The 25,730-nt window shown below is 60.9% G+C and carries 24 protein-coding genes; 9 read left to right on the forward strand and 15 right to left on the reverse strand.

Annotation, left to right across the window (positions count from 1 at the left end):
* Positions 1 to 59: 59 nt before the first annotated feature.
* Both B9Z51_RS15755 and B9Z51_RS15760 read right to left on the reverse strand, forming a co-directional pair.
* Entirely contained in the window at positions 60 to 1,001 is a 942-nt protein-coding gene (locus B9Z51_RS15755) for a LysR family transcriptional regulator (protein ID WP_108376128.1), read from the reverse strand.
* 116 nt (positions 1,002 to 1,117) lie between these two features.
* Positions 1,118 to 2,923, reverse strand: coding sequence for an ABC transporter ATP-binding protein/permease (locus tag B9Z51_RS15760; protein ID WP_108376129.1), 1,806 nt, complete (start codon positions 2,921 to 2,923; stop codon positions 1,118 to 1,120).
* 40 nt (positions 2,924 to 2,963) lie between these two features.
* Here B9Z51_RS15760 and B9Z51_RS15765 point away from each other — a divergent pair, with 40 nt between their 5' ends.
* Complete coding sequence (locus B9Z51_RS15765; protein ID WP_108376130.1) at positions 2,964 to 3,389, forward strand: acyl-CoA thioesterase; 426 nt, start codon at positions 2,964 to 2,966, stop codon at positions 3,387 to 3,389.
* Positions 3,390 to 3,419: 30 nt separating this feature from the next.
* Here the strand turns inward: B9Z51_RS15765 and B9Z51_RS15770 are convergent, their stop codons facing one another.
* The 13 genes from B9Z51_RS15770 to B9Z51_RS15830 form a co-directional block, all read right to left on the reverse strand.
* On the reverse strand, positions 3,420 to 5,495 hold the full coding sequence (locus B9Z51_RS15770) for a TonB-dependent receptor (protein WP_199227563.1): 2,076 nt from the start codon (positions 5,493 to 5,495) through the stop codon (positions 3,420 to 3,422).
* A gap of 42 nt (positions 5,496 to 5,537) precedes the next feature.
* A complete protein-coding gene (locus tag B9Z51_RS15775; protein WP_108376131.1) occupies positions 5,538 to 6,641 on the reverse strand; it encodes a HupE/UreJ family protein in 1,104 nt (367 codons plus the stop codon).
* Between the two features lies 1 nt (position 6,642).
* Positions 6,643 to 7,665 (reverse strand): YHYH protein, encoded by a 1,023-nt coding sequence (locus B9Z51_RS15780; RefSeq protein ID WP_108376353.1) that lies wholly within the window; start codon positions 7,663 to 7,665, stop codon positions 6,643 to 6,645.
* Positions 7,666 to 7,685: 20 nt separating this feature from the next.
* Positions 7,686 to 8,645, reverse strand: a complete 960-nt coding sequence (locus tag B9Z51_RS15785; RefSeq protein ID WP_199227565.1) for a YHYH protein — start codon at positions 8,643 to 8,645, stop codon at positions 7,686 to 7,688.
* A gap of 14 nt (positions 8,646 to 8,659) precedes the next feature.
* Entirely contained in the window at positions 8,660 to 8,935 is a 276-nt protein-coding gene (locus B9Z51_RS15790) for a hypothetical protein (protein WP_108376133.1), read from the reverse strand.
* Between the two features lie 110 nt (positions 8,936 to 9,045).
* Positions 9,046 to 9,528 carry a thioesterase family protein gene (locus tag B9Z51_RS15795; RefSeq protein WP_108376134.1) on the reverse strand — a complete coding sequence of 161 codons (483 nt, stop codon included), beginning with the start codon at positions 9,526 to 9,528 and terminating at the stop codon, positions 9,046 to 9,048.
* Between the two features lie 197 nt (positions 9,529 to 9,725).
* The gene (locus tag B9Z51_RS15800; RefSeq protein ID WP_108376135.1) at positions 9,726 to 10,490 is read right to left on the reverse strand and encodes an enoyl-CoA hydratase; all 765 of its coding nucleotides are present in this window, start codon (positions 10,488 to 10,490) and stop codon (positions 9,726 to 9,728) included.
* A gap of 20 nt (positions 10,491 to 10,510) precedes the next feature.
* Positions 10,511 to 10,954: a DUF2147 domain-containing protein gene (locus B9Z51_RS15805; RefSeq protein ID WP_108376136.1), complete on the reverse strand. Its 444-nt coding sequence runs from the start codon at positions 10,952 to 10,954 to the stop codon at positions 10,511 to 10,513.
* Positions 10,955 to 10,978: 24 nt separating this feature from the next.
* On the reverse strand, positions 10,979 to 12,790 hold the full coding sequence (locus B9Z51_RS15810) for an acyl-CoA dehydrogenase C-terminal domain-containing protein (protein WP_108376137.1): 1,812 nt from the start codon (positions 12,788 to 12,790) through the stop codon (positions 10,979 to 10,981).
* 29 nt (positions 12,791 to 12,819) lie between these two features.
* Positions 12,820 to 13,530, reverse strand: a complete 711-nt coding sequence (locus B9Z51_RS15815) for a TetR/AcrR family transcriptional regulator (RefSeq protein WP_108376138.1) — start codon at positions 13,528 to 13,530, stop codon at positions 12,820 to 12,822.
* Between the two features lie 179 nt (positions 13,531 to 13,709).
* On the reverse strand, positions 13,710 to 14,573 hold the full coding sequence (locus B9Z51_RS15820) for a fumarylacetoacetate hydrolase family protein (RefSeq protein WP_108376139.1): 864 nt from the start codon (positions 14,571 to 14,573) through the stop codon (positions 13,710 to 13,712).
* Positions 14,574 to 14,599: 26 nt separating this feature from the next.
* Positions 14,600 to 15,358, reverse strand: coding sequence for an SDR family NAD(P)-dependent oxidoreductase (locus B9Z51_RS15825; RefSeq protein ID WP_108376140.1), 759 nt, complete (start codon positions 15,356 to 15,358; stop codon positions 14,600 to 14,602).
* A gap of 29 nt (positions 15,359 to 15,387) precedes the next feature.
* The gene (locus B9Z51_RS15830) at positions 15,388 to 16,137 is read right to left on the reverse strand and encodes an SDR family oxidoreductase (protein WP_108376141.1); all 750 of its coding nucleotides are present in this window, start codon (positions 16,135 to 16,137) and stop codon (positions 15,388 to 15,390) included.
* Positions 16,138 to 16,356: 219 nt separating this feature from the next.
* Here B9Z51_RS15830 and B9Z51_RS15835 point away from each other — a divergent pair, with 219 nt between their 5' ends.
* From B9Z51_RS15835 to manD, 8 genes are all read left to right on the forward strand, one after another.
* A complete protein-coding gene (locus tag B9Z51_RS15835) occupies positions 16,357 to 17,079 on the forward strand; it encodes a FadR/GntR family transcriptional regulator (protein ID WP_108376142.1) in 723 nt (240 codons plus the stop codon).
* A 64-nt stretch (positions 17,080 to 17,143) separates the two neighbouring features.
* On the forward strand, positions 17,144 to 18,133 hold the full coding sequence (locus B9Z51_RS15840) for a sialic acid TRAP transporter substrate-binding protein SiaP (RefSeq protein ID WP_108376143.1): 990 nt from the start codon (positions 17,144 to 17,146) through the stop codon (positions 18,131 to 18,133).
* 87 nt (positions 18,134 to 18,220) lie between these two features.
* Positions 18,221 to 18,796, forward strand: a complete 576-nt coding sequence (locus tag B9Z51_RS15845) for a TRAP transporter small permease (RefSeq protein WP_108376144.1) — start codon at positions 18,221 to 18,223, stop codon at positions 18,794 to 18,796.
* Positions 18,797 to 18,818: 22 nt separating this feature from the next.
* Positions 18,819 to 20,213, forward strand: coding sequence for a TRAP transporter large permease (locus B9Z51_RS15850; RefSeq protein WP_108376145.1), 1,395 nt, complete (start codon positions 18,819 to 18,821; stop codon positions 20,211 to 20,213).
* A gap of 45 nt (positions 20,214 to 20,258) precedes the next feature.
* A complete protein-coding gene (locus B9Z51_RS15855) occupies positions 20,259 to 21,788 on the forward strand; it encodes a UxaA family hydrolase (protein ID WP_108376146.1) in 1,530 nt (509 codons plus the stop codon).
* 51 nt (positions 21,789 to 21,839) lie between these two features.
* On the forward strand, positions 21,840 to 22,892 hold the full coding sequence (locus B9Z51_RS15860) for a malate/lactate/ureidoglycolate dehydrogenase (RefSeq protein WP_108376147.1): 1,053 nt from the start codon (positions 21,840 to 21,842) through the stop codon (positions 22,890 to 22,892).
* 49 nt (positions 22,893 to 22,941) lie between these two features.
* Positions 22,942 to 24,345, forward strand: a complete 1,404-nt coding sequence (locus B9Z51_RS15865; RefSeq protein WP_108376148.1) for a mannitol dehydrogenase family protein — start codon at positions 22,942 to 22,944, stop codon at positions 24,343 to 24,345.
* A gap of 169 nt (positions 24,346 to 24,514) precedes the next feature.
* Complete coding sequence (manD, locus tag B9Z51_RS15870; protein ID WP_108376149.1) at positions 24,515 to 25,726, forward strand: D-mannonate dehydratase ManD; 1,212 nt, start codon at positions 24,515 to 24,517, stop codon at positions 25,724 to 25,726.
* Positions 25,727 to 25,730: the final 4 nt, after the last annotated feature.

Below are 25,730 nucleotides of genomic sequence, written 5' to 3' on the forward strand. Positions count from 1 at the left end.
CCATCAGGGTGTACCCCAGCTTGCAACCCCGCCACCGCATGCCGTGCCATGTTTATTCATCAAGGGTTGATCTGCGCCAAAGCATTTGACTGGAGAAAAGTCCATAAGGCTTGCGCCGAACGTTTGGGGTTTTGCCTGAGTCCCGCACGTTCGCGGTAGGCACGCACCTCCATGCTCAGGGCCAGCGATGTCGCATCCGGCAGCGTCACCTCGACCAGTGCACCGGACTGGATTTCTTTCTTGACGGCGCTTTGCGGCAAGAATGCGATGCCGTGACCTTCGAGCGCCATGACCTTGAGCCCTTCGGCCATATCGGTTTCGTACACCCGGTCCAAATGAATGGGGACGCCGCATTGCTTGAGGCTCCAGTCGGTCACGCCCCCCAGATACGCCCCTGGCGCGTAGCCCAGATAAGGCAATGGCCGCGCAGATGTGCCCGGCAAACTGAACAAGGAATGGCCCGAGGTCCCCACCTTGGCATAAGGGGCGATCACTTCATGCCCCAGCACCACCATGTCATAGCGGTCAGCATCGAGTTGCAGGGGTTGCGAGGTGTGGTGATAGGCGATGAGCAAGTCACAACCTCCCTCGACCAAGCGCATGGCGGCGTCATGCACATTCAGTGCAATCAGGCGACTCTTGATCGAACCAAACCCGTCACGCAAAGTGGCGACCCAAGTCGGAAAAAACGTGAAGGCCAAGGTGTGCGGTACCGCAAACTCGATGAAATCCTGACCCGCCGAATTGTGGCCACGCAACATGGCCCTTGTGTTTTGGAGAGACTGCAACAACTCCAGAGCCTGTGCATAGAGTGTCTCGCCAGCGGGTGTGAGTTTGGTGGGGTAAGAGCTGCGGTCCACCAGATCGGCACCGGCCCAGGCTTCGAGCGACTGAATACGGCGCGAAAACGCCGGTTGCGTCACATGCCGCAATTGCGCCGAGCGACTGAAACTGCGGGTTTCAGCCAAGCTCACAAAGTCTTCCAGCCACTTGGTTTCCATACGGCAATTATGTCTTTGTCCAGCACACGCCGTTCAGTCAGCGGCCAACGTCGGACGCTGCGCGTACCGAGCTACAAGAAGCCTGCGAAGAGGAACTGACCGATGATCTGCGCCGATCACTCGGCCGATTGCTGCAAGGCCCACATGGTGGCGTAACGCCCTTGCTGAGCCAGCAAGGCGCTGTGGTTGCCTCGCTCAATGATCTGCCCCGCCTCCATCACCAAAATTTCATGCGCATCGACCACCGTGGACAGGCGGTGTGCGATCACCAAGGTGGTTTTGTTTTGTGACACGCCCGCCAGCTCGGCCTGAATTGCCCGCTCGTTGGCCGAATCCAGCGCAGACGTGGCTTCGTCGAACACGAGGATGGGCGGGTCCTTGAGCAACGTTCGGGCAATCGCCACGCGCTGCTTTTCACCGCCCGAAAGCTTCAGGCCGCGTTCGCCCACAGAGGTTTGGTAGCCCCTGGGCGTCGAGGCAATGAAGTCGTGAATGCGGGCAGCGCGTGCCGCTTGCTCCACCTCCTCTTGCGATGCACCGGGTCGACCATACGCGATGTTGTAAGCCACGCTGTCATTGAACAGCACCGTGTCTTGCGGCACGATGCCCAATGCGCGGCGCACGCTGGCTTGCTGAACTTGCCGGATGTCCTGCCCGCCAATGCGGATGTGCCCATGCTGCACATCGTAAAAACGGAACATCAAACGCGCCAGCGTGGACTTGCCTGAGCCCGACGGCCCGACCACGGCCACCGTCTTGCCCGCTGGAATCTCGAAGCTGATGTCCTGGAGGATGGGGCGATCCGGCTCGTACGCAAACGAGACATGGTCAAACACCACATCGGGCGCCCCTTTCTGCGCCAACGGCTGGGCACCGGGCACATCGGCCACTTCACGCTCACGGTCCATGAGCACAAACATCTTGTCCAGATCGGTCAGGCTTTGCTTGATCTCGCGGTAGAGCACACCCAAAAAATTCAGCGGGATGTACAGCTGGATCATGAAGGCGTTGATCATGACCAGATCACCCAGCGTCATGCGGCCATCCACCACGCCTTGTGTGGCGCGCCAGAGCATGGCCACCAGTGCTGCCGCAATGATGAGTTGCTGCCCCGTATTGAGCACCGCCAAAGTGGTCTGTGCCTTCAGACGCGCCAAACGCAAGCGCTCAAGGCTCTCGTCATAGCGGCTTGCTTCAAACACCTCGTTGCCAAAGTATTTGACGGTTTCGTAATTCAGCAGCGAGTCGATGGCCCGGGTGTGGGCCGCCGAATCGAACTCATTGGCCTGACGGCGATATTGGGTGCGCCATTCGGTGATGCGCACCGTGAAGAAAATGTAAAAAACCAGCGCAGCGCCGGTGATCCAGGCAAACCAGGCATCGAACTTGACCGCCAAAATGGTCAGCACCAGGCCCACCTCAATCAGCGTGGGCACGATGGAATAGAGCGAATAAGAGATCAGCGATTCGATGCCACGCACACCGCGCTCAATGTCCCGCGTCATGCCGCCGGTCTGCCGCGCCAGATGAAAACGCAGACTGAGCGCATGCAAGTGCTCAAAGGTTTGCAGCGCGATCGAGCGGGCAGCACCTTGCGTGGCCTTGGCAAACACCAGTTCACGCAACTCGGTCAGGGCCGAGGTCATCAGGCGCAGTGCGCCATAGCCCAACAGCAAGGACACCGGCACCACCAGCACGGTGCGGGGGTCGCCGGGCCGGATGTTCATCACATCCACCAGCTCCTTGAGCAGCAAAGGCACGCTGACGTTGGCCAGCTTGGCCCCCACCATCAGGGTCAAAGCGATGATGACCCGCCATTTGTACTGCCACAAATAGGGAAAAAGCCGGGACAAGGTCTGCCAATCTCCGGAACGGACAGCAGCAGCAGTGGATGGGGGGGAAGTTTCGCCGTGGTGGCGCATAGAGGACAATCTTGTGAAACGTTACCCTTCGATTGTGCCCATGTCTGAATCCCCCCGCCCCCACGCTGTCGCCTTGCCGACTGACCAGGAACTGGTCATGAAGGTGATCCCCATGCCCGCCGACTGCAATGCCAACGGCGATATTTTTGGCGGCTGGGTCATGGCCCAGGTCGACTTGGCTGGCGCCGTCTTGCCTGCGCGCCTGGTGCGCGGACGCATGGCCACGGTGGCGGTGAACGAGTTCATCTTCAAGCAACCCGTCAAGGTGGGCGACATCTTGTCGTTTTTTGCGCGCATCGTGAAAGTAGGCCGCACCTCGGTCACCGTCAAGGTCGAGGTGTTTGCCGAGCGCATTCGCTTGCAGGGTGACTACATCAAGGTCACCGAAGCCAGCCTGACCTATGTGGCCATCGACAGCAGCGGCAAGCCTTGCCCTGTCGGCTCGAACATCGATTCACCATGCTGATCGTTGCGCAGATCACCCTGAATCCCGCGCTCAAAACCGGTAACGCATCGACACCCTGACCGTGCGCGGCTCGGCTGGGTGAACATGCACGCCGTCCACCCCGGCCGCCTCCCCCGTCAGCCGCGAGGTGTAGAAATACGCCACATCGATGTTCTGGCGATCCATCAGGTTCAGCACATCCAGCGCCAGGTCCAGGTTGGGGCGCAGCTGACGCTGCATGCGCAAATTGAGCGTCAGGCTCGACGGCGCACGCACCGCATTGTCTTCGCGCAAGGGCGCAGGCCCGATGTAACGCCAGCCCACAGAGCCCGACCAGGGGTGCATGTTGCGCAGGCTCAACGTCAAGTTGGCCACGCGCTGCACAGCGTTGGGAATGAAAGGACCTGCCGTGGCCTGGTCGGTGTAGCGCGCACGGGTCCAGGCCAGGCTCATGTCCAGGCCCAGATAGCGCCCCCATGCCCCTTGGTGGCTGAACTCCAGCCCCTGACGCCGACTGGGTCGCCCCGCCTCGGTGCTGCCCGCATCGCCCAGGTACACCAGCTCAGAATCCATGTCCAGCTGCCACAGCGCCAGACTCGATTGCCACTGGGCAGACCATTGGGTTTTGAGGCCGACTTCCTGCCCAAGTGAGGGCACCAGACCCGCCACCGTGCTGATGGCCGAGCCACTGACCGGGTCCAGCCTGGCCGTGGCGCCCCGGGCATCGTTGCTGTGAAAGCCCCGACCGGCATTGAGGAAAAATTCTGTGTTGGCCCAAGGCCCCAGGATGAGCGACAGCTTGGGCGAGAGCTGGCTGCTGCGGGCCTGGCCCGAATTGGCGGCCAGGCTCAGGCTTTGCACCTGCGCGCGCCACACATCGGCCCGCACACCTGCCACGGTGCGCAGCCAGGGCGTCCAGGTGGTGGCGTTTTCGGCCTGGACACCCAGCAGGCTTTGTTCAACCCGGTCATCGCGCACGGTCGACAACATTTGCCGGGCCGCCGTGTTGAACAAACCCAGCCGGATGTGGTCTTGCCGATAGTCCAGCCCCAGGGTATTGACCACCAAGGTACCGTCCTCGGCGTCCGTGACCCAGGACTTGGAGGCCCGCCCGCCCCAGACGCTGCGCTGGTCGCTTTGGCCGAACTGGTCGCCACTGGCCGGGTTGTTCAGCTGGTAGGTGAAGTTGGAAAACAGGTCCAGGTCGTAGCGCATGGCGAAGGCACTGAACTGAACACGTTCTTGCGCTGTCTGGCTGTGCCACTGCCCCGACAGGCTGGTGCGGCGGGTGTGCCCGCCATCGCTGGCGTCCAGTGAATCAAACCGGCCAAAGGGCTGACCCTGATACACCCCGGCGTCAAGCAAACGCTGCGGCACTTGCTCGGTCGCCCGCCACTGCGCCGCATAAGACATGAGGCTGCCGGACCAGCCTTGGGCCGATGTGCCGCCGCTCAGGGTCAGCAAGCCGTTGGTCTTGCGCAAGCCTTCGGGCTGGGTCCAGGGGCCGTTGTTGAGCATGCCCTCCAGCGCCCCCAGGACATGCACACCGTCTTGAATCTCGCGTGAAGCGGCCACCACTGTGCGGGCATAGCCCCCCTGCCCCAGGCTGACATCGGCAAAGGGCTGGTCCAGCCGCGTGCGGTAGGCGATGCGGGCCGAGCCGGCTGACGAGAAGTCGCCCTCACCCGCGAAATACGGGCCTTTGCGGTAGTCGATGCGCTGCACCAGCTCGGGCATCAAAAAGTTCAGATCGCTGTAGCCCTGGCCATGGGCATGGCTGGGCATGTTGACCGGCACGCCATTGACTGTGGTCGCGAAGTCGGTGCCATGGTCCAGGTTCATACCTCGCAAAAAATACTGGTTGGCCTTGCCATCGCCCGAGTGTTGGGTCACCACCATGCCGGGCACAAATTCCAGCACATCGGCCGGGCGCAGCAGGGGCTTGTTCTTGATCACGACGGCGCCCACGACCCCTTGGCTGGCGGCATCACGGGTGCCCAAAGCGCTGTCACCCGACGCCATGATTTCAACTTCATCCTGCACAGATGGGCTGGCGGCCATGAGCTGTGGGTGCGCACAAACGGCCCCCAAGAACAAATTGATCGAGCAGACAGAAAAAAGTTTCATCACTTGTGATTGTGCAAGATCAACCGCACGGCAAAGCCGGGCTCACGCCGCCATTGCGATCCGCTGAACGAACCAGAACGTGCCCAAGCCCATGGCACCCCATGAGGCCAGCCGCAAAGCCTTGGCCACAGCACGCTCCCCAGCCCAGCGGCGCAGCGCCCAAAACACCCCCACCGCCACACCAGCAGCGGCCAGCTGGCCCAGTTCAATGCCGAGGTTAAAGCCCAGCAGACTCCAGAATTTGCGTGCGCCCTGCAGGCCCAGATCGGCCAAGGCTTCGGCCATGCCCAAACCATGGATCAATGCACAGAAAAACACCAAGCCCATGCGCCAAGCAAAAGGCACAGTTCGCCCATTGTTCTGGCTCCAGCGGTCAAAACCGGCCATGCCGACGATGGTGATGGCAATGGCAGGCTCCACCAGGGCGGGCGAGACTTTCCAGCCCCCCAGCACGCAAGCCAACAAGGTCAGAGCATGCCCCAGCGTGAAGCAAGTCAGCGTCCACACCAGATGGCGCAGCCCTGTGCCAGCAGCCAACACCACCCACAAAAACAGCAAATGGTCAGCACCCGCCAATACATGGTGCGCGCCGATCCAGAGCTGGTCGGAGATGACGGCCCAAAAGCTTGGGAAAACCGCCATCTCGGCACGCTCGGGGCTCAAGGTCAAGAGCTGGGTATCACCCCCACGGGTCACGGTGACGTGCAGGGTTTGCTCATCGGCTTGGGTCCCGAAAAGACGCACACCGAAAAGCCCCCCCTGCAGACCCGAAGGCCATGCAAAGCGCCCCATCACCACCAGCTGACTGGCCGGGGCGGTGGGGGCATTGTCGGGCGGCGACAGGTTGAACATCACGCCCTCCAAAGGTGCCGCACCTTGCTCGCTCACCAGGTGCACGCCTGCGCGCACTTGCGTTTCGATGTCGCGCCAATGTGCATGGCCCTCAGCCATGGACAAACGCCCATCGCCATCGTCGTCGATGCCCTGGAAAGCTGAAATCGGCAATGACAGCACCATGAAAGCGCCGCCATCCACGAAGTTCAGCGTGCCGCGCTGCGCCACCATGAGGTGGGCGTGGGCGGCACCCGACAGCAGCATCAGCCAACCCATCCAGCCCGTGAGCAGCGCCCTTTGCAAGACACGCATGTCAAGCCCTTGGGGGCGGCATGCCACCGCCTGTAGCGCCCCCTGTGGGGGTGCCCTTCACGCACCGATGCACATAGGGCCACGTTTCCGTCACCATGTAGTGGTAGATGCCCTTGGGGAACTCGGGGGTCACGCCCGTGCGGCCATTGCACTCGTCCAGATCCCCCGAGCCCGCCACGTACTCATAGTCTTGCAAAAAAGTGCCCATGGGGAAAATGGTTGCCGAGGGGCGACCACTGTCGGGGCTTGTTTTTTTGCGCCAGCTGGAGCTGAGCACTTTCACGCCCGATTGGGCATTGCTGGCGTCCACATGACCGTAACGTGCATACATCGGAAAACCATCGCTGGCCCAGCCCACCAAGGTCATGGTCTGTTTGCCCTTGCCCAATTTGTCAATGAACTTCTCCGGCATGCCGTGGTAGTGGTATTCGCCCTGAGGCTGCACATGGCCGTTGCTGCCATCGGCACCAAAATTGAATGAGGTCTGGCCCAAAGCCTCCATGCGCCAAGCCCCCAGATTGCCCAGCAGCGTGCAACCGCCGACGGTTCCCGAGCCGGAGACCGTCGTGTCAGTGGATGTGGCGGCGCTGGCGCAGTTGCCGCCCGTGCCGGGCTCAAATTTGATGCCATTCAAGGCATAGCCCGCGGTCTGGATGGCCGTGCCCGTCGTGCTGCTCACCGCAGGGGTGATCGTGGCCGACACCTCGGTGTTTTGTGCCGAAATCTTGAAGTCCAGATCCGACTGGATGTTGAAAGGGCCCACGGCATGGTCAGGCACGCTGTTGGTCTTCAAAGTGCGGGCGGTGTCGGTGCAGGACCAGCTGGCGGTACTGGTCAAATTGACCAATGGATCGGCATTGAAGGCGCTGGTGCTGTAACTGCATTGCACACCCGCCGTGGTGGTCGTGCTGCTGGTGGTGTCTGTGGATGTGCTCGATCCACCACCACAGGCGGTCAAAGCGGCCAGACACACAGACAGCCCTGCGGCGTGGAGGGTCCGACCCATGAAAAAATGGTTGTGCATGATTTTTTGATTCAGAAATTTCATAACTTGCCCTTCACGCAGCGCTGCAAAAAGGGGTAACTGTCGGTCGCGTAATAGTGGTAAATGCCTTGCGGAAACTCGGGCGTCACGCCGGTGCGGCCGTTGCATTCATCCAGATCACCCGAACCAGCCACGTATTCATAGTCCTGTTTGAATGTGCCCATGGCATAGAGACTGGTGGCGGGTCGGCTGGCATCAGGGCTGGCCTTGGTGCGATAGCTCCCCGTCATCACCTTGATGGCAGAACTGGCATCGGTGGCCACCGTGTAGCCATAGCGGGCATAAATCGGAAATCCATCCGCAGCCCAGCCAATCAAGGTCATGGCCGTCCCTTTCTGAAGTTGACTGACAAACCCCTCAGGAACGCCGTGGTAGTGGTAAACACCTCCAGGCTGCACATGCGCGTTGTTGGTATCCGTTCCAAAATTAAAGTGACTCTGCCCCAGTGCCTCAATGTCCCAGGAGCCACTGCGACTGGCCAGGTCACATCGGGCACCCGAGTTGTCACAAGTGCCCGCTGTTGCCGGGTCGATGGGCACACCATTGAGCACATACCCAGCCAGCGAGAAGGGGCCTGTGCGTGGCGTGGCGGTCGATGTTGGGGTGGGCGTCAATGTCGCTGAGACAGAAACCCTTTGCGCGGCGATCGTGTTGGGATTGTTCGGATTCGGAAAAGTGCCCACGGCGTGGTCAGGCAGACCGTTGGCCGTCAAGGATCGTTTGCCTCCACTGCACGACCAAGTGGCGGTGCTGGTGGCATTGACGGAGGCCGAGGTGTTGAACTCGCTTTTGGCATAGCCGCACAGCACCGCGGCTGTGCTGGTGCCGGTGGTGCTGGTGCCGGTGGTGCTTGTGTCTGGGGTGTCGGTGGCAGTTGACGTGGAACCGCCGCCACAAGCGCTCAGCGCCAACAAGCAGGAAACAAGCCCGGACATTTTCAAAATTTGGGGAAAGGTCATGATCACGCGCCTGCTCATCGTTGGCCGGACATGCCAGGTGCTGGCATGCGGCTCGGTTTGCACACCAGAGGCTTGTCAGCGGGCGCCCAGCAAGTGCCCTGCACACTGCCTTGCGGACTTTTGAAACTGCAGTCTTGCCCTGATTTCAGGGTCTGGCATGCCGCCAGGGCTTCGGAGGGTGGTGGGCGTGGCGAATCGCCACCGGGCGCTGATTGTGCGTACAACATGCCGCCGCTCAAGGCCAGCGACATGGACAAGGCGGCATGCGCAAGAATGGATTTGTTTTGCATGATGGACTTTCAAAGTGGAAGCCGCGATGGCGGCCTCCGGTCCATTGTTCAAAACAAATGTGGAGTAAATATGGAGCAAATGTTGTGGCCCAAAACAGCGGCCACGCACATCAAGACACGATGTAAGCCGCCGCCCCGGTCGACAGGAGGGTGCCATCTGACCCCATGAACTCCATGCGCGAAGACCCGACCCGTGAGCCCACACGCAAGCACTGTGCGTGGATGTCAAAGTAGTCGCCAATGCCGGGGCGCAGGTAGTCCACACGCAAGTCGATGGTGCCCAGCTTGGCAAAGCGCTCCAGCCGCTTGGCAGGAGCTTCGTCCATGTGCTTGGCCGCCAGCGCTGCCATGACGGCAGCACTGCCCATGGCGTCGAGCACGGCGCTGATGACGCCGCCGTGGATGCGGTTGTAGGCATAGTGCCCGACCAGCTCGGGCCGCATGGTGATGCGGGCCGTGACACCGTTTGGTGATACCCCTGTCAGCTTCAAGCCCAGGGTCTGGTTGAAGACGATTTTTTCTTCGTATATCTGACGAAAACCTTCGATGTATTCAGGTTCAAGGACGATGGGGGTGTGGGAGCGGTGGGGCATTTGGCGATTTTATCGGTGACCGAGCAATGTCGGACTCTGCGCTTGCCGACTTACGGACCATTCGCAGGCCGTTGGCTTCAGCCCCGACATAGGACATGCGACAAGTCCAGAAATGTCGGACCTGAAGGTGCCAACCTGCGAGTGTGCTGTAGGTCGGTGGTCGAAGACCCCGACACATGCTCGCAAAAAACCAGGACTTACAACTTGGAAAAATCCGGCTTGCGCTTGTCCATGAAGGCACCAAAGGCCTCTTTCGCCGCAGGCTCTTGCAGCATGCGGCCAAAGCTGGCACCTTCTTCGGCCATCTTTTGCAGCACGGCTTGCTGATCGCTGCCCTTCATCAATCGCTTGGTCTCGATCAAGGAGGACAAAGGCTTGGCGGCCAGCTTGCGGGCTTGCGCCTGAGCATAGCCATTGACTTCGGTCGGTGGCACCACGCGGTTGACCAGGCCAACTTCTTGAGCGGCTTCGGCAAAGAAGGGCTCACCCAAGAGCAACGCTTCAGCGGCGCGGTGGTAGCCAAACATGCGCGGCACCAGCAGACTCGACGCCGCTTCGGGGCACAGACCCAGGTTCACAAAGGGCATGGAAAACGCCGCGTTGTCACCCGCGTACACCAGATCGCAATGGAACAACATCGTGGTGCCAATGCCCACAGCAGGCCCGGCCACAGCAGCCAGCAAAGGCTTTTCAAAGCTGGCGATGTTGCGCAAGAAGCGGAACACGGGCGAGTCTTGCGTACTGGGCGGCTTGTTCAAAAAGTCGCCAATGTCGTTGCCCGCACTGAAGATGCTCTCATGCCCCTGGAACACCACCACTTTGACGGCGGTGTCCGTGGCTGCCTGCGCCACCGCATCGGCCATGGCCGCATACATGGTGGAGGTGATGGAGTTTTTCTTGTCCAGGCGGTTGAAGGTGATGGTCATCACCCCCGCGTCGATGTGGGTCAGGATGTCAGACATGGCGTTCCTTGTGTTTGTGATTACTGAACCCGAATCCAGGTTTGTGTGCGACCCAAAAGGGGCGCGCCAATGTAACCCCGGACTTCCAGCTTTTTGCCGCCTTCAATCGGGGTCAGGCGCAGGCTGTAGTTCTTGCCGTTCTCGGGATCGAGGATTTTCCCACCCTCCCACACGTTCTTGCCGTCACTTTGTTGACCGCCCCGGATGATTTCCAGGCCGATCTTGGGCTTGCCCTTGCGGTCATCGGTGCACAGATTGCAGTTGGGGTCGGTGTTGGGGTTGTTTTGCAGCGACTTTTCGACCACGCCCGACAAGCCTCCTGCTGCATTTTGGCTGATGCGGATTTCGGCTTTGGGCTGGTTGGTTTCGTCGTCGATGCTGCGCCACAGGCCCACTGGGCTCATCTGGGCCTGTGCGCTCAGGCTCAGCAGTGCGGCGGTCAATACCCATGTGTGTTTGATCATGCATGTCTCCTTGAAGTTGAACGGTCAGGCCAGCGCGGCGTCGGTGTCCATCAGCACATCGCTGCCCGCACGGATGCGGCGCATCAGGCTTGACGTCTCGGGCATCAGGCGGGTGAAGTAAAAACGCGCCGTCTGTAGCTTGGCCTGGTAGAACGGATCAGGGCGCTGGGCTTGCTCTTCGGCCTCGGCCAGTTTCTTGAGGGCGATCTGCGCCGAGCGGGCCCAGAAGTAGCCCAGCACCAGATGGCCCACCACGCGCAGGTAGTCCACCGCGGCTGCGCCCACCTCGTCGGCATTGCTCATGGCTTTCATGCCCACTTCGCCCGTGAGTTGGGTGAGCTTTTGGCCCAGGTCGGCCAGCGGTTTGATGAACTCACCCATGGCCTCGTTGGCCATTTCGGCCTTGACCAGTTTTTCGATCTGCTTGCCGAACTTTTGCAGCGATGCGCCCTGGTTGCCCAGCACCTTGCGACCCAGCAAGTCGAGCGACTGGATGGTGTTGGTGCCTTCGTAGATCATGTTGATGCGGGCATCGCGCACGAACTGCTCCATGCCCCACTCCTTGATGTAGCCGTGGCCACCGAACACCTGCTGACAAGCCGAGGTGGCCTCCCAGGCGTTGTCGGTGGTGAAGGCCTTGACGATGGGCGTGAGCAAAGCCACGAGCTCGGCCGCTTCGGCACGCACCGCTTCGTCGGGGTGGTTCACCTCTTTGTCGAGCAGCAAGGCGCAGTAGCAAGCCAGCGCACGGCCGCCTTCGGCATAGGCCTTGGCCGTCATCAGCATGCGGCGCACATCGGGGTGCACGATGATCGGATCGGCTGGTTTGCCAGGTGCCTTCACCCCGGTGAGCGAGCGCATCTGCACACGGTCTTTGGCATAGGCCAATGCGTTTTGGTAAGCCACCTCGGTCAGGCCCAAAGACTGGTTGCCCACGCCCAAGCGAGCGGCGTTCATCATCACGAACATCGCGGCCAGCCCCTTGTTGGGTTGGCCCACCAGCGTGCCCACCGCCTCGTCGAGCACCATCTGGCACGTGGCGTTGCCGTGGATGCCCATCTTGTGTTCGATGCCGCCGCAGTAAATGCCGTTGCGCTCACCCACGCTGCCGTCGGCAGCCACCTTGAACTTGGGCACCAAAAAGAGACTGATGCCTTTGCTGCCGGGAGGCGCATCGGGCAAGCGAGCCAGCACCAGGTGCACGATGTTGGCGGCCAGGTCGTGTTCGCCCGCGCTGATGAAAATCTTTTGGCCGGTGATGCGGTAGGTGCCATCGGCTTGCGGCTCGGCCTTGGTGCGCAAGAGGCCCAGGTCGGTGCCGCAATGCGGCTCGGTCAGGCACATGGTGCCGGTCCACTCACCGCTGGTCAGCTTGGGCAAGAACAAGGCTTTTTGCTCGGGCGTTCCGTGTGCGTGCAGGGCTTCGTAAGCGCCATGCGACAGGCCGGGGTACATGGTCCAGGCCTGGTTGGACGAGTTGAGCATTTCATAAAAGCACTGGTTCACCACAAACGGCAAACCCTGACCACCGAACTCAGGGTCGCAGCTCAGCGATGGCCAGCCACCGGCCACGTACTGCGCATAGGCCTCCTTGAAGCCAACGGGCGCCTTGACCTCGTGCGTGTCGCGGTTGAGTTGGCAGCCTTGCGTGTCGCCCGAAATGTTGATCGGAAAGACCACCTCAGAGGCGAACTTGCCACCCTCTTCGAGCACGGCATTGATGGTGTCGGCATCGGTGTCGGCGTGCTTGGGAAGCGCCTTGAATTCGTCGGTGACGTTGAGCAACTCGTGCAAAACAAACTGCATGTCGCGCAAAGGGGGGGTATAGATGGGCATAGTCAGACTCTTGAAAAGTAAAAAAAAGCTCAGATCGTGGCGTTTGAACGTCGTGCTTTGGATGAGGAAGATGCGCCGTTCACGGGTTTCTGTGCATAGCGCGCCATGATGTGGGCGAAGCCCTGTCGGGCACGTTCAGTCGCGCCAGGGTTGCGCAAAAAACGCGCCTCATAGTGCAACGCCAAAATCAGGCCGTGGATCTCGAAAGCAATTTGGTGGGCATCGGACTCACAACTCAAATGTCCCTCGTCCTGCGCCAACTCGACCGCACGCCGCAAGGCGGTTTGCCAACTCGACACCGATGAGGCCAGCGCATCTCGCACGGGGCCGGTTCGATCATCAAACTCCACTGCACCGCTGATGTAAATGCAGCCTGAGTCAATTTCGGCAGAGGTTTGCACCATCCAGTTGTCAAACAAAGCCTGCAAGCGCGGAACACCACGCGTTTGCTGCATCGCGGCATAAAACACTTCGGCCTCAAACCGGGTGTGGTACTCACGAATGACCGAAATTTGCAGTTCTTCACGCGAACCGAAGTGCGCAAAGACACCCGACTTGCTCATGCCGGTAACTTCGGCCAATGCACCAATAGACAGACCTTCCAGGCCGATTTGTGAAGCCAACCCCAAAGCGGCATCGATGATCACGCTTTTGGTTTGTTGACCTTTGATCAAAACGCGCCGCCCTGAATCGGGCATGGGCAGGGTTTCAACTTTGGAAGAGGGTTTGCGGGAAGCCATGATGATAAAAATAGAACGGTCGTGCTATTTTGCATCAATTCTTCGCCATTCCCGTGAATCCTTGCAGGAATCAGGGTAAATCGCTATGAACCACGACGTCGGGGCTGAAGCCACCGACCTACAAGATACCTGTAGGTCGGCGGCTTCAGCCCCGACATGGCTTCTTCAATGACTTGGGTTCAGGCCTTGAAAGCCACCACTTTCTGGGTTTGCTCGCCCAGGCCTTCGATGCCCAAGTGCATCACATCGCCGCGCTTGAGGAACACGGGCGCTGGCTTGCCATCCACTTTGACGCCCATGCCCACGCCGGGAGGCGTGCCGGTGGTGATGATGTCGCCGGGCTCAAGCGTCATGAACTGGCTCACATAGCTCACCAGTTTGGCCACGCCAAAGATCATGGTCTTGGTGTTGCCGGTTTGATAGCGCACGCCGTTCACATCGAGCCACATGCCCAGGGCTTGTGGATTGGGCACTTCGTCGCGCGTGACCAGCCATGGGCCCACGGGGCCGAAGGTGTCGCAACCCTTGCCCTTGTCCCAGCTGCCGCCCAGCTCCAGCTGGTATTCGCGCTCACTCACGTCGTTGACCACGCAGTAACCGGCCACATGGTTCAGCGCGTCTTTTTGCTTGACATGGCGTGCGCGGGTGCCAATCACGATGCCCAGCTCGACTTCCCAGTCGGATTTCTTGGAGCCTTTGGGCAGCATGACGTCGTCGTCCGCGCCTTGAATGCAGGAGATCGCCTTGGTGAACACGATGGGCTCTTTGGGGATCGGCATGCCCGATTCGGCCGCATGGTCGGCGTAGTTCAGGCCAATGGCGATGAACTTGCTGGTGAACGAGATGGGGGTGCCAAAACGCTTTTTGCCGCGCACCAAGGGCAGCTTGTCGGTCTTGACCTTGGCCAGTTTGGCCAAGGCCTTGTCGTTCAGCAGGTCAGGCGTGATGTCCTTGACCACGCCGCTCAGGTCGCGCAAGCGGCCATCGGCGTCGATCAGGCCGGGTTTTTCTTTGCCGGGTTGGCCATAGCGAACGAGTTTCATAAATACCTTTCAGTGCTGGAACAAAATCAATAAGTGGAACGGCCACCGGACAGGTCAAAGACCGCGCCGGTGGAGAAGGAACATTCTTCGGTGCAGAGCCAAGTCACCATGGCAGCGACTTCTTCCGGCTCGCCAAAGCGGGCCATCGGAATTTTAGAGAGCATGAACTGGATGTGCTCGGGCGTCATTTGATCAAAGATCGCCGTCTTCACAGCCGCCGGGGTGACACAGTTCACGCGCACACCGGTGTCGGCCAGTTCTTTGCCCAGCGATTTTGTCAGACCAATGACCGCTGCTTTGCTCGCACTGTAAGCGCTGGCGTTGGGGTTGCCGTCTTTGCCCGCGACCGAGGCGATGTTGATGATCCGGCCATAGTTGCGCGCTTTCATGTGCGCGCTCAGTTCGCGGCAGCAATAAAACAGGCCATGCACGTTCACATCAAACACCTGTTTCCAGGCGTCCACCGGGTAGTCCCACACCTTGGTGTTGGGGCCGGTCACGCCTGCGCTGTTGACCAGCACATCGACACCGGCCAATGCAGTGGTTTGCGCCGTGGCTTGCACCACCGACGCATGGTCGGTCACATCGACCTGCACCGTGTGGACCACGGCACCCGGCTGGACTTGGCGCAGTGGCTCGGCGGCCAGAGCCATGCCAGTGACATCGCGGTCCCAGATGGTGACGCGCGCCCCCGAAGCCAGCATGCGCTGCGCAATGGCCAACCCCAAACCGGTGGCCCCACCGGTGATGACCGCATGGCGGCCTTTCATGTCAAGCAAATTCATGCGGTCTTTCTGCGGTTGAAGGGAAGGCATCAAATCGTCATGCCACCGTCCACCATGTAGGCGTTGCCCGTGGCGAAGATGGATTCGTCCGATGCGAGGAAGGTGACGATGGGGGCAATCTCTGCCGCCTGGGCCAAACGCCCCATGGGCTGGCGGTTGATGAAGTCCTTGCGCGCCTGCACCGGGTCGGCATAGCTGTTGATGCGGTCCTGCAGCGAGGGCGTGTCCACCGTGCCGGGGCAAATCGCATTGCAGCGGATGCCCTGGCGCACAAAATCAGCCGCCACGCTTTTGGTCAGGCCTATCACGGCCGCCTTGCTGGTGCCGTAAATGAAGCGTTTGGGCAAGCCCTTGACGCTGGAGCACACGCTGGCCATGTTGATGATGCTGCCCCCACGCCCGTCCTGCTCAAACTGCGCCACCATTTTGGGGATGGCCGCCTGGATCATCCAGAACTGAGAGCGCACATTCAGGTTGAAGGCGAACGCCCATTCTTCGTCTTGGGCTTCGACGATGGAGCCGTTGTGCACAAAGCCCGCGCAGTTGAAGATCACGTCGATGCGCGCCATGCTGGCCACTTGCGCGGCAATCGCGCTTTTGTCGAGCACGTTCAGCACAGCGGTGTGCACATTGGCCACGCCTTCGTAGCTTTTGAGCAATGCGGCATTCACATCGGTGGCATACACGGTGGCGCCTTCTGCAGCCATGGCCAATGCAGCGGCCTGGCCGATGCCTTGCCCGGCGGCGGTGACCAGCGCGATTTTTCCTTTGAGTCTCATGATGTCTGCATCTCCATGTGTGCAAGTCTTCTGGGCATACCCGAATGGATGGGCGTCAACCCCGCAGAGGGTGGGCGGAAAAAATCCGCCGATCGCCAGCGGCTCAATCCACGGGTTTATGCGGATGTGAAATGACTTGACGCTTCAAATCCGAACATGTGATGATTGTGCAACTGGTCTGACCAATTGACCAATTCACGTTATCCCTGATCCCGCCGCATGCCCATCCAAACTGTCGAGCCCCAGCGCCTGTACCGCCAGATTGCCGAGCAATTGCGGCAGCTGATGGCGTCTGGCGAATTCGCAGTGGGTTCGCGCCTGCCCGCCGAGCGCGACTTGGCCGTGCAGCTGGGCGTGAGCCGCCCCTCGGTGCGAGAAGCGCTGATTGCCCTCGAAGTCGAAGGCATGATCGAAGTGCGCACCGGCTCAGGCATCTACGTGAAAAACGCCACGGCCCTCAAGCGCCCCATGGCCAACAAAGCCAGTGACACGCCCGCAGAATGGGGGCCACTCGAAGTGATGAGTGCGCGCATTTTGGTGGAGTCGGAAGTCGCCGCACTGGCCGCACAACACGCCCAGAAAAAAGACCTCAAAGCCATGAGAGACGGTCTGCAACAAATGAAGCGGGAAGCTGCCCGCAATCAAATGCCGCGCCAAGGCGACGAAGCCTTTCACGATGCGATTGCGCAGGCCTGCGGCAACAGCGTCTTGCTCGACACCGTGCAGCGCTTTTGGGTGGCCCGCAACGGCCCCTTGTTTGCGCGTCTGGGCGACTACTTTGAGCACCCCGCCTCGTGGCAAGCGGCCATTGCCGAACACCAAGCGGTGCTGGACGCCATCGAGGCCGGGGACGCCAGCGCGGCCCGCAAGGCCATGCAAAAGCACCTGAAACAAGCCCACAAAAGATACAGCGCGAGCTGGCGCCGCGCTCCCGCCCGTTAGCTGACTGCTAAAGGGGTATGCAGTTTTTCGCGTCAGCCATTTTCAAAACCACGAGGAGACAACGATGAGCAAACGATTCACATTGAAAACCCTGGCCGCTCTGGGCACCCTGGCGATCGGCTCGATGCTGATCAGCACCGGCGCACAGGCGCAACAAAAACTCAAATGGGCCCACGCCTACGAAACGTCCGAGCCGTACCACATCGACTCGGTCTGGGCTGCTGAAGAAATCAAAAAGCGCAGCAACGGCAAGTTCGACATCCAGGTCTTCCCCGCCTCCACGCTGGGCAAAGAGACCGACATCAACCAGGGTCTGACCCTGGGCACAGTCGACATGATCATCAGTGGCACCTCGTTTGCTGCACGCACTTACCCGCGCCTGGGCATCGCGTACTACCCCTTCATCTTCCGTGATGGCGACCACCTGATCGCTTACTCCAAGAGCCCTGTCTTCCAAGAGATGGCTGCCGAGTACCGTGCCAAAACCGGCATCCAGATCACGGCCTACACCTACTACGGTGCGCGCCACACCACCGCGCAAAAAGCCTTCACCACCTGCGAAGGCATGAAGGGCATCAAAATCCGCGTGCCCGATGTGCCGGCCTACACCGCCACCCCCAAAGCCTGCGGCGCCAACCCCACACCCATCGCTTTTGCAGAGGTCTATTTGGCCTTGCAAAACGGCACCGTCGATGCACAAGAGAACCCTCTGACGACCATTGAAGCCAAGAAGTTCTACGAGGTGCAAAAGGCCATCATGCTGACCGGCCACATCGTGGACGGCCTGACCACACAAGTTGCACCGCACCTTTGGAACAAGCTGAGCGATGCCGAGAAGAAGATGTTCACCGAAGTGACGCAAGAAGCGGCCAACCGCTCAAGCATCAAGATCAAAAAGCGTGAAGCCGAGCTGGTCGACGAGTTCAAGAAAAAAGGCCTGCAGATCGTGCAGGTGGACCGCAAGACCTTCCAGGACGCTGTGCTGAAAAACGTACCGCTGGAATCATTGGGCTACACCCGCGCCGACTTCGACAAGATCCAAGCCGTCAAATAAGTTTGCGCCTCCAAGCCAGTCAGGCGTATGCCTGACTGGCCTTTTTCCCTGAGTTTTTCTGATTTCCTCCTGAATCCAAGGACCCCCATGAGCGACCTTCCCGATCTGGATGCCATGCCCAAAGTCATGGGCGACGATGGCCAGTTCCACGCCACCGATGACGAAGTCGATCTGTCGGGCACGCCCGTCGAAGCCTGGGTGGCGCTGGCGTTTTTCTGGATGCTCGGCGCTACGGTGTTTTACCAATTCATCACCCGCTACGTGATGAACAACTCGGCCTCCTGGACGGAAGAAATTGCCCGCTACATGCTGATCGCCACCGTGTTCACCGGGGCCACGATTGGCGTGGCCAAAAACAACCACATCCAGGTCGATTTCTTTTACCGCTTCATGCCCGACTGGCTGGGCCGTGTCATGGGCACGCTGGTCGATGTGATGCGCATCGCTTTCTTTGCTGCAGCCACCTTCCTCACCGGTCAAATGATGGACAAGCTGGGCAGCTACAAAATGACCGTCATCGACTTGCCCATGAACATCGTCTACGGCGTGGTCATGGCCGGTTTTGCCGCCATGTGCCTGCGTGCCGTGTGGGTGGCCCGCGTGCATTGGCAGCGCGGCTACACCGTGCTGCAACGCCCCGAGTCTGAAATGACCGACCGCTGAAACGCCTTTAGAAAGTTCTCCCATGTTGAAGATCCTTTTCCTCATTCTCATGAGCGGCGGCATTCCGGTGGCCATTGCCATGGCCGGTGCTTCTTTGCTGTATTTGTTTTTCGTCGAAAGCTCGCCGCCCTTTGTGGTCATCCACCGCATGGTCTCGGGCATCGACAGCTTTCCGCTGCTGGCCGTACCCTTCTTCATCCTGGCCGGCAACCTGATGAACAACGCGGGCATCACCAACCGGATCTACAACTACGCGCTGGCCCTGGTGGGCTGGCTCAAAGGCGGCCTGGGTCACGTCAACGTGGTCGGCTCGGTCGTGTTCGCGGGCATGAGCGGCACAGCCATTGCCGACGCGGCAGGCCTGGGCACCATCGAGATCAAGGCCATGAAAGACCATGGCTACAGCACCGAATTTGCCGTGGGCGTCACGGCCGCTTCGGCCACACTGGGCCCCATCATTCCGCCCAGTTTGCCCTTTGTGATCTACGGCATGATGGCCAACGTCTCAGTCGGCGCCTTGTTTCTGGCTGGCATCTTGCCCGGCATTTTGATGGCGGTTCTGATGATGCTCACGGTGGCCTATTTCGCACATAAAAACGGCTGGGGTTCCGACGTCAAATTCGAGTGGTCGAAAGTGATCAAGGCCTTGATCGAAACCGCTGTAGTCGTGGGCTGGCCCCTGTCCATCTGGTGGTTGGTCACGGCCATGGGCACCCCACCGCAAATCACCGTGTTCGCTGCCTTGTTCGTGCTGTTCGCAGCCGACAAGCTGTTCAACTTTCAAGCCGTGCTGCCCATCATGACGCCCGTGCTGCTGATCGGCGGTATGACGACGGGCGTGTTCACCCCCACAGAAGGCGCGATTGCCGCCTGCGTCTGGGCGATTGCGTTGGGTTTCTTTTGGTACCGCACACTCAACTTCAAGATGTTCGTGAAGATCTGTCTCGACACCGTCGAGACCACGGCCACCGTGCTCTTCATTGTGGCCGCTGCCAGCATTTTTGGCTGGATGCTCACGGCCACCGGTGTGACGGCCGCCATCAGCGAATGGGTGTTGGGCTTCACACAAACGCCTTGGGTCTTCCTGTTGCTGGCCAACGCATTGATGTTGTTTGTCGGTTGCTTCCTGGAGCCTACAGCGGCCATCACCATCTTGGTGCCGATTTTGGTGCCGATCTGCCAGAAGCTGGGCATTGACCTGGTGCACTTCGGCCTGGTCATGGTGCTCAACCTGATGATCGGCTTGCTGCACCCGCCCATGGGCATGGTGCTGTTTGTGCTGGCCCGCGTGGCCCGCTTGAGCGTGGAGGCCACCACCCGCGCCATCTTGCCTTGGCTGTTCCCTTTGCTGGGGAGCTTGGTCGTCATCACCTATGTCCCCAGCTTGGTGCTGTGGTTGCCCAAACAATTCTATTGACCTTGAGGGACAGATTTTTAGCGCTGCCCCCAACCGATTGACATCATGAACAATTCCTTCATTCGCCTGCACCCCGCCGATGACGTGGTCATCGCCCGCGCCCAACTCATGAGCGGCAGCACCGTGGACGGTGTGGCCGTGCGCGGCCTGATTCCGCCCGGTCACAAGATCGCCACCCGCGCCATCGCCGCTGGTGAACCGGTGCGCCGTTACAACCAGATCATCGGCTTTGCTTCGCAGGCCATTGCCCCCGGTGAGCATGTGCACACGCACAACCTGAACATGGGCGCGGAAAAAGGCAACTTCGAGCGCGATTACGCCATCGGGCAAGACGTGAAACCCGAGCCAGTGCGCAAGCAGGCGACTTTCATGGGCTACAAGCGCTCGGATGGCCGTGTCGCCACGCGCAACTACATTGGTGTGCTGTCGAGCGTCAATTGCTCAGCCACCGCTGCCCGCGCGATTGCAGACCACTTTTCCAAACGCAACAACCCTGGGGCGCTGGCCAACTTTCCGAACGTAGATGGAGTCGTAGCATTGACCCACGGCACCGGCTGCGGCATGGACACAGAGGGGCTGGGCATTCAGCTTTTGGAGCGTACGCTGGCCGGTTACGCCACCCACGCCAACTTCTGGGGTGTGGTGGTGGTGGGCCTGGGCTGCGAGGCCAATCAGCTGAACACCTGGCTCGCGCACAGCAGCCTGCGCGAGGGCGACACGCTCAAGGTCTTCAACATCCAGGACACGGGCGGCACGCGTCTGACGGTGGAAAAAGGCATCCAGCTGATTGAAGAGATGCTGCCTCGCGCCAACGCCATCACCCGCGAGCCTTGCAGTGCCGAGCACATCACGGTGGGTTTGCAGTGCGGCGGGTCTGACGGTTATTCGGGCATCAGCGCCAACCCCGCTTTAGGCGCAGCAGTCGACCTGTTGGTGCAACACGGCGGCACGGCCATCTTGAGCGAAACACCTGAAATTTATGGGGCCGAGCATTTGCTCACGCGCCGTGCCGTGAAACCTGAAGTGGCGCACAAACTGATCGAGCGCATCCGCTGGTGGGAAAACTACACCGCCATCAACGGCGGCGAGATGAACAACAACCCCTCGCCCGGCAACAAGGCGGGCGGCCTGACCACCATCCTTGAAAAGTCTCTGGGTGCGGTGGCCAAAGGCGGCACCAGCAACCTGCAAGCCGTCTACGAATACGCCGAGCCGGTCACGGCCAAAGGCTTTGTCTACATGGACACGCCCGGCTACGACCCGGTGAGCGCCACGGGCCAAGTGGCCGGTGGGGCCAACCTGATCTGCTTCACGACCGGGCGCGGCAGTGCCTACGGCTGCGCGCCCTCGCCCAGCCTGAAGTTCTCGACCAACACCGCCCTGTGGAAAAAGCAGGAAGAGGACATGGATCTGAACTGCGGCGAAATCGTGGACGGCGGCGTGAGCATTGTCGACATGGGCCAGCGGATTTTTGAAATGATCCTCGCCGCCGCCTCGGGTGAACCCACCAAGAGCGAGCGCCACGGCTACGGCCAAAACGAATTTGTGCCGTGGCAAGTGGGCGCGGTAATGTAATGACTTTGCGGGACAGATCTTTAGCTCTGTCCCCAACTGATTAAGAAGAACATGAGCCATACCATTTCTGCAAGCGACCTCCGCACCAAAGTCGCCCGCATCATCGAACAAGCGGGCAGCGCCCCGGCGGAGGCCGCTCAGGTGGCCGACAACCTGGTCATGGCCAACCTGAGCGGGCACGACTCGCATGGCGTGGGCATGGTGCCGCGCTATGTGGACGCGGTGCTCGAAGGGGGTCTGTCGCCCAACACGGGCGTGAAAGTGCTGCTCGACACCGGCCCGCTGCTGAACCTGGACGGCCAGCGCGGTTACGGCCAGATCACCGGCGTGCAGGCCATGCAGATGGGCATCGAGCGTGCCAAGCAACACGGTGTGTGCACCGTGGCCCTGAGCCGCTCGCACCACCTGGGCCGCATCGGACACTTCGCCGAAATGGCGGTGGCGCAAGGCCTGGTGTCGGTGCATTTTGTGAACGTGCTCTCGCGCCCCGTGGTCGCGCCCTTTGGCGGCGGTGACGGCCGCTTTGGCACCAACCCCTGCTGCATTGGCGTGCCCATGGGCAGCCGTGCCCCCTTTGTGCTCGACTTTGCTACCAGCCGCGTGGCGCAAGGCAAGATGCGCGTCGCCCACAACAAGGGCGAACAAGTGCCGCCCGGCTATTTGATCGACGAAAACGGCCACCCCACCAACGACCCCGGCGTGGTGGTGGTGCCGCAGTCCAATGGCTTATTCGGTGCGCTCATGACCTTTGGCGACCACAAAGGCTTTGGCATGGCCATGGCCTGCGAGCTGCTGGGCGGTGCGCTCACCGGCAGCGGCACCTGGCACCGCGAAGCGGACCACCAACGCGCCGTGCTCAACGGCATGCTGACGATGCTGATCGACCCGGTGCGCTTGGGTACGCAAACCATGTTTGAGCAAGAAGCCCTGGCCTTTGCCGACTGGCTGCGCCAAAGCCCGGATGCCCCCGGCAGCGATGGCGTCAAGCTGGCAGGGGAACCCGAACGCACCGCACGCGCTGAGCGCGAGCAAAGCGGCATCTGGATCGACGAGGCCACCTGGGCCGAGATCGAAGCGTCCGAACACAAACTCCAACAACGTTGAACGCCTGCGGGCTCAAGGCCCTGTGGTCAATGTCTTGAGACCTCAAATCATGAACCTGTCTGCCGCCACACTCCGCGCCCTGCCCGCTTCCATCCATACCCCTGCGTATGACCGCACAAGCCACGCCCCCGGCGTGGTGCACTTGGGGCTGGGCGCTTTTCACCGCGCCCACCAGGCCATGGTGTTTGACCAACTGCTGGCCGGTGGCGACACGCGCTGGGGCATCCATGGCGTGGGCATGACGCGGCCCGATCTGGTGAACCAACTCAAAGCGCAGGACGGCTTATATGCCGTGCGCATCGCCGATGGGCTAGGGGTGAAGTGGCAAGTGCCCGGGGCGCTGTGGCGCACCCACGTGGCCGCCACCGAGCGCGATGCGGTGGTGCAAGCCATCGCCGCGCCCAGCACCCGCTGGGTCACGCTCACCGTGACCGAAAAAGGTTACACACCGGCCCTGGCGCAACTGCTGCTGGACGGCTTGCGCCTGCGCCAGCAAGCAGGTCTTTCGGGCATCACCATCGCGTCGTGCGACAACCTGCAGGGCAACGGCCACAAGCTGCAGGCCTTGGTCAAAGCCGCAGCATCACCGCAAGACGCAGAGGTGCTGACCTGGCTCGACGCGCACTGTGCCTTTCCATGCAGCATGGTCGACCGCATCGTGCCCGCCGCCACGCCCGAGGTGATGGCCGCCGCACAAGAGGCATTGGGCGTTCAAGATCAATGCGCCCTGAGCACCGAAGGCTTTTGGGAATGGGTGATCGAAGACCGCTTGGCCGACCCGCTTGATGCCGCCCTGCTGCAAAGCGCCGGTGTGCGCGTGACGGGCGATGTGCACAGCTACGAAGAAGCCAAGCTGCGGATGCTCAACGGCAGCCACTCGGCCATGGCCCTCATGGGAGCGGTCACAGGCAGGCCTTTCATTGCCAGCTGCATCGGTGAGCCACACATCCGCAGCTTTGTGCACCGCCTGATGAGCCGCGAGGTCGCGCCACACCTCGCCCGCAGCGACTGGGCCGATTACCGCGACGCGCTGATCGCCCGCTTTGGCAACCCGTACTTGAAGCACAGCGTGCACCAGATCGCCACCGACAGCTCGCAAAAAATCCCGCAGCGCTGGCCGCCTTCTGTGCTGGGCCAGATCGCGCAAGGCGCTTCGTTTGAACACCACGCGTTGGCCGCAGCCGTCTTCTTGCGCTACACCTTGGGCGTGGACGAGCACGGCCAGGCCTATGCCCTGAACGACCCGCAAGCCGAGAGCCTCATGGCCATTGGCGCCGCGCAACACACCGAACCTGAGGCCTGCGTGCACGCCCTGCTGGCCCGTGAAGACCTGTGGGGCAGCACCCTGCCCGGCAACGCCAATTGGACCACCCGCGTGACGCACTGGCACCAGCAAGTCCTGCGGCACGGTGTGAATGCAGCCATCCAGCAATTGCTGGCCACACAAGCATGACAAGAACAGCAGCACATGCAACCCCGTTGCGTTTTCCCCGTAGGTCGGCACTCGCAGAGTCCGACAGGAGCAGCAGCCCAAACCAAAAGTCGGACTCTTCGAGTACCGACCTACAAAGTCCAAGCCATTGCCAACGCCTGAATTTGCGCCAACCCAACTGATTTGAACCATGAAAATCACCGCCGCCCGCGTTATCGTCTGCAGCCCCGGTCGCAACTTCGTCACCCTCAAGATTGAGACCGACCAGGGCGTGTACGGTGTGGGTGACGCCACGCTCAACGGCCGCGAACTGGCCGTGGTCAGCTACCTCGAAGACCACCTCATCCCTTGCCTGATCGGGCGCGACCCGCAGCAGATCGAAGACATCTGGCAATACCTCTACAAAGGCGCTTACTGGCGGCGCGGCCCGGTGACCATGAGCGCGATTGCCGCCGTGGACACCGCGCTGTGGGACATCAAGGCCAAGATGGCGAACATGCCGCTGTACCAACTGCTGGGCGGGCGCAGCCGCACAGGGGTGATGGTCTATGGTCACGCCAACGGCCGCGACACGGCCGAAACGGTGGACGAAGTTTTGCGCCACAAGGAAGAAGGCTACCTGGCCATCCGCGCCCAAAGCGGCGTGCCGGGCCTGAACAAGGTCTATGGCGTGAGCGGTGCAAACCGCATGTACGAACCCGCCGACGGCAACTTACCCAGCGAACACGACTGGAGCACCGAAAAGTATTTGCGCCACACCCCCGGTCTGTTTGAAGCCGTGCGCGAAGCCGTGGGCCCCGACATCCACTTGCTGCACGACGTGCACCACCGCCTCACGCCCATCGAGGCAGGGCAACTGGGCAAAGCGTTGGAGCCGGTGCGCATGTTCTGGATGGAAGATCCGACACCGGCCGAAAACCAGGACGCCTTCCAGTGGATACGCCACCACACCACCACGCCAATTGCGGTGGGTGAAATTTTCAACAGCATCTGGGACTGCAAGACGCTGATCGAAAAGCAGCTGATCGACTACATCCGCACCACCGTGGTCCACGCGGGCGGCATTACGCACCTGCGGCGCATCGCCGACTTGGCCAGCCTGTACCAAGTGCGCACCGGCTGCCACGGCGCGACCGACCTGTCGCCCGTGTGCATGGGCGCGGCCCTGCACTTTGACACCTGGGTGCCCAACTTTGGTGTGCAAGAGTTCATGCCCCACAGCGAAGAAATGCTCTCGGTTTTCCCGCACGATTACCGCTTTGAGCGCGGCATGATGCACTGCGGCGAGTCACCCGGCCACGGGGTGGACATCGACGAAAAGCTGGCTGCGAAGTACCCATACCAAAGAGCCTATCTGCCGGTTAACCGGCTGCAGCATGATGGGACGCTTTGGAGTTGGTGAGGGC

The sequence above is a fragment of the Limnohabitans sp. T6-5 genome (assembly GCF_003063315.1).
Lineage (GTDB): Bacteria > Pseudomonadota > Gammaproteobacteria > Burkholderiales > Burkholderiaceae_C > Limnohabitans_A.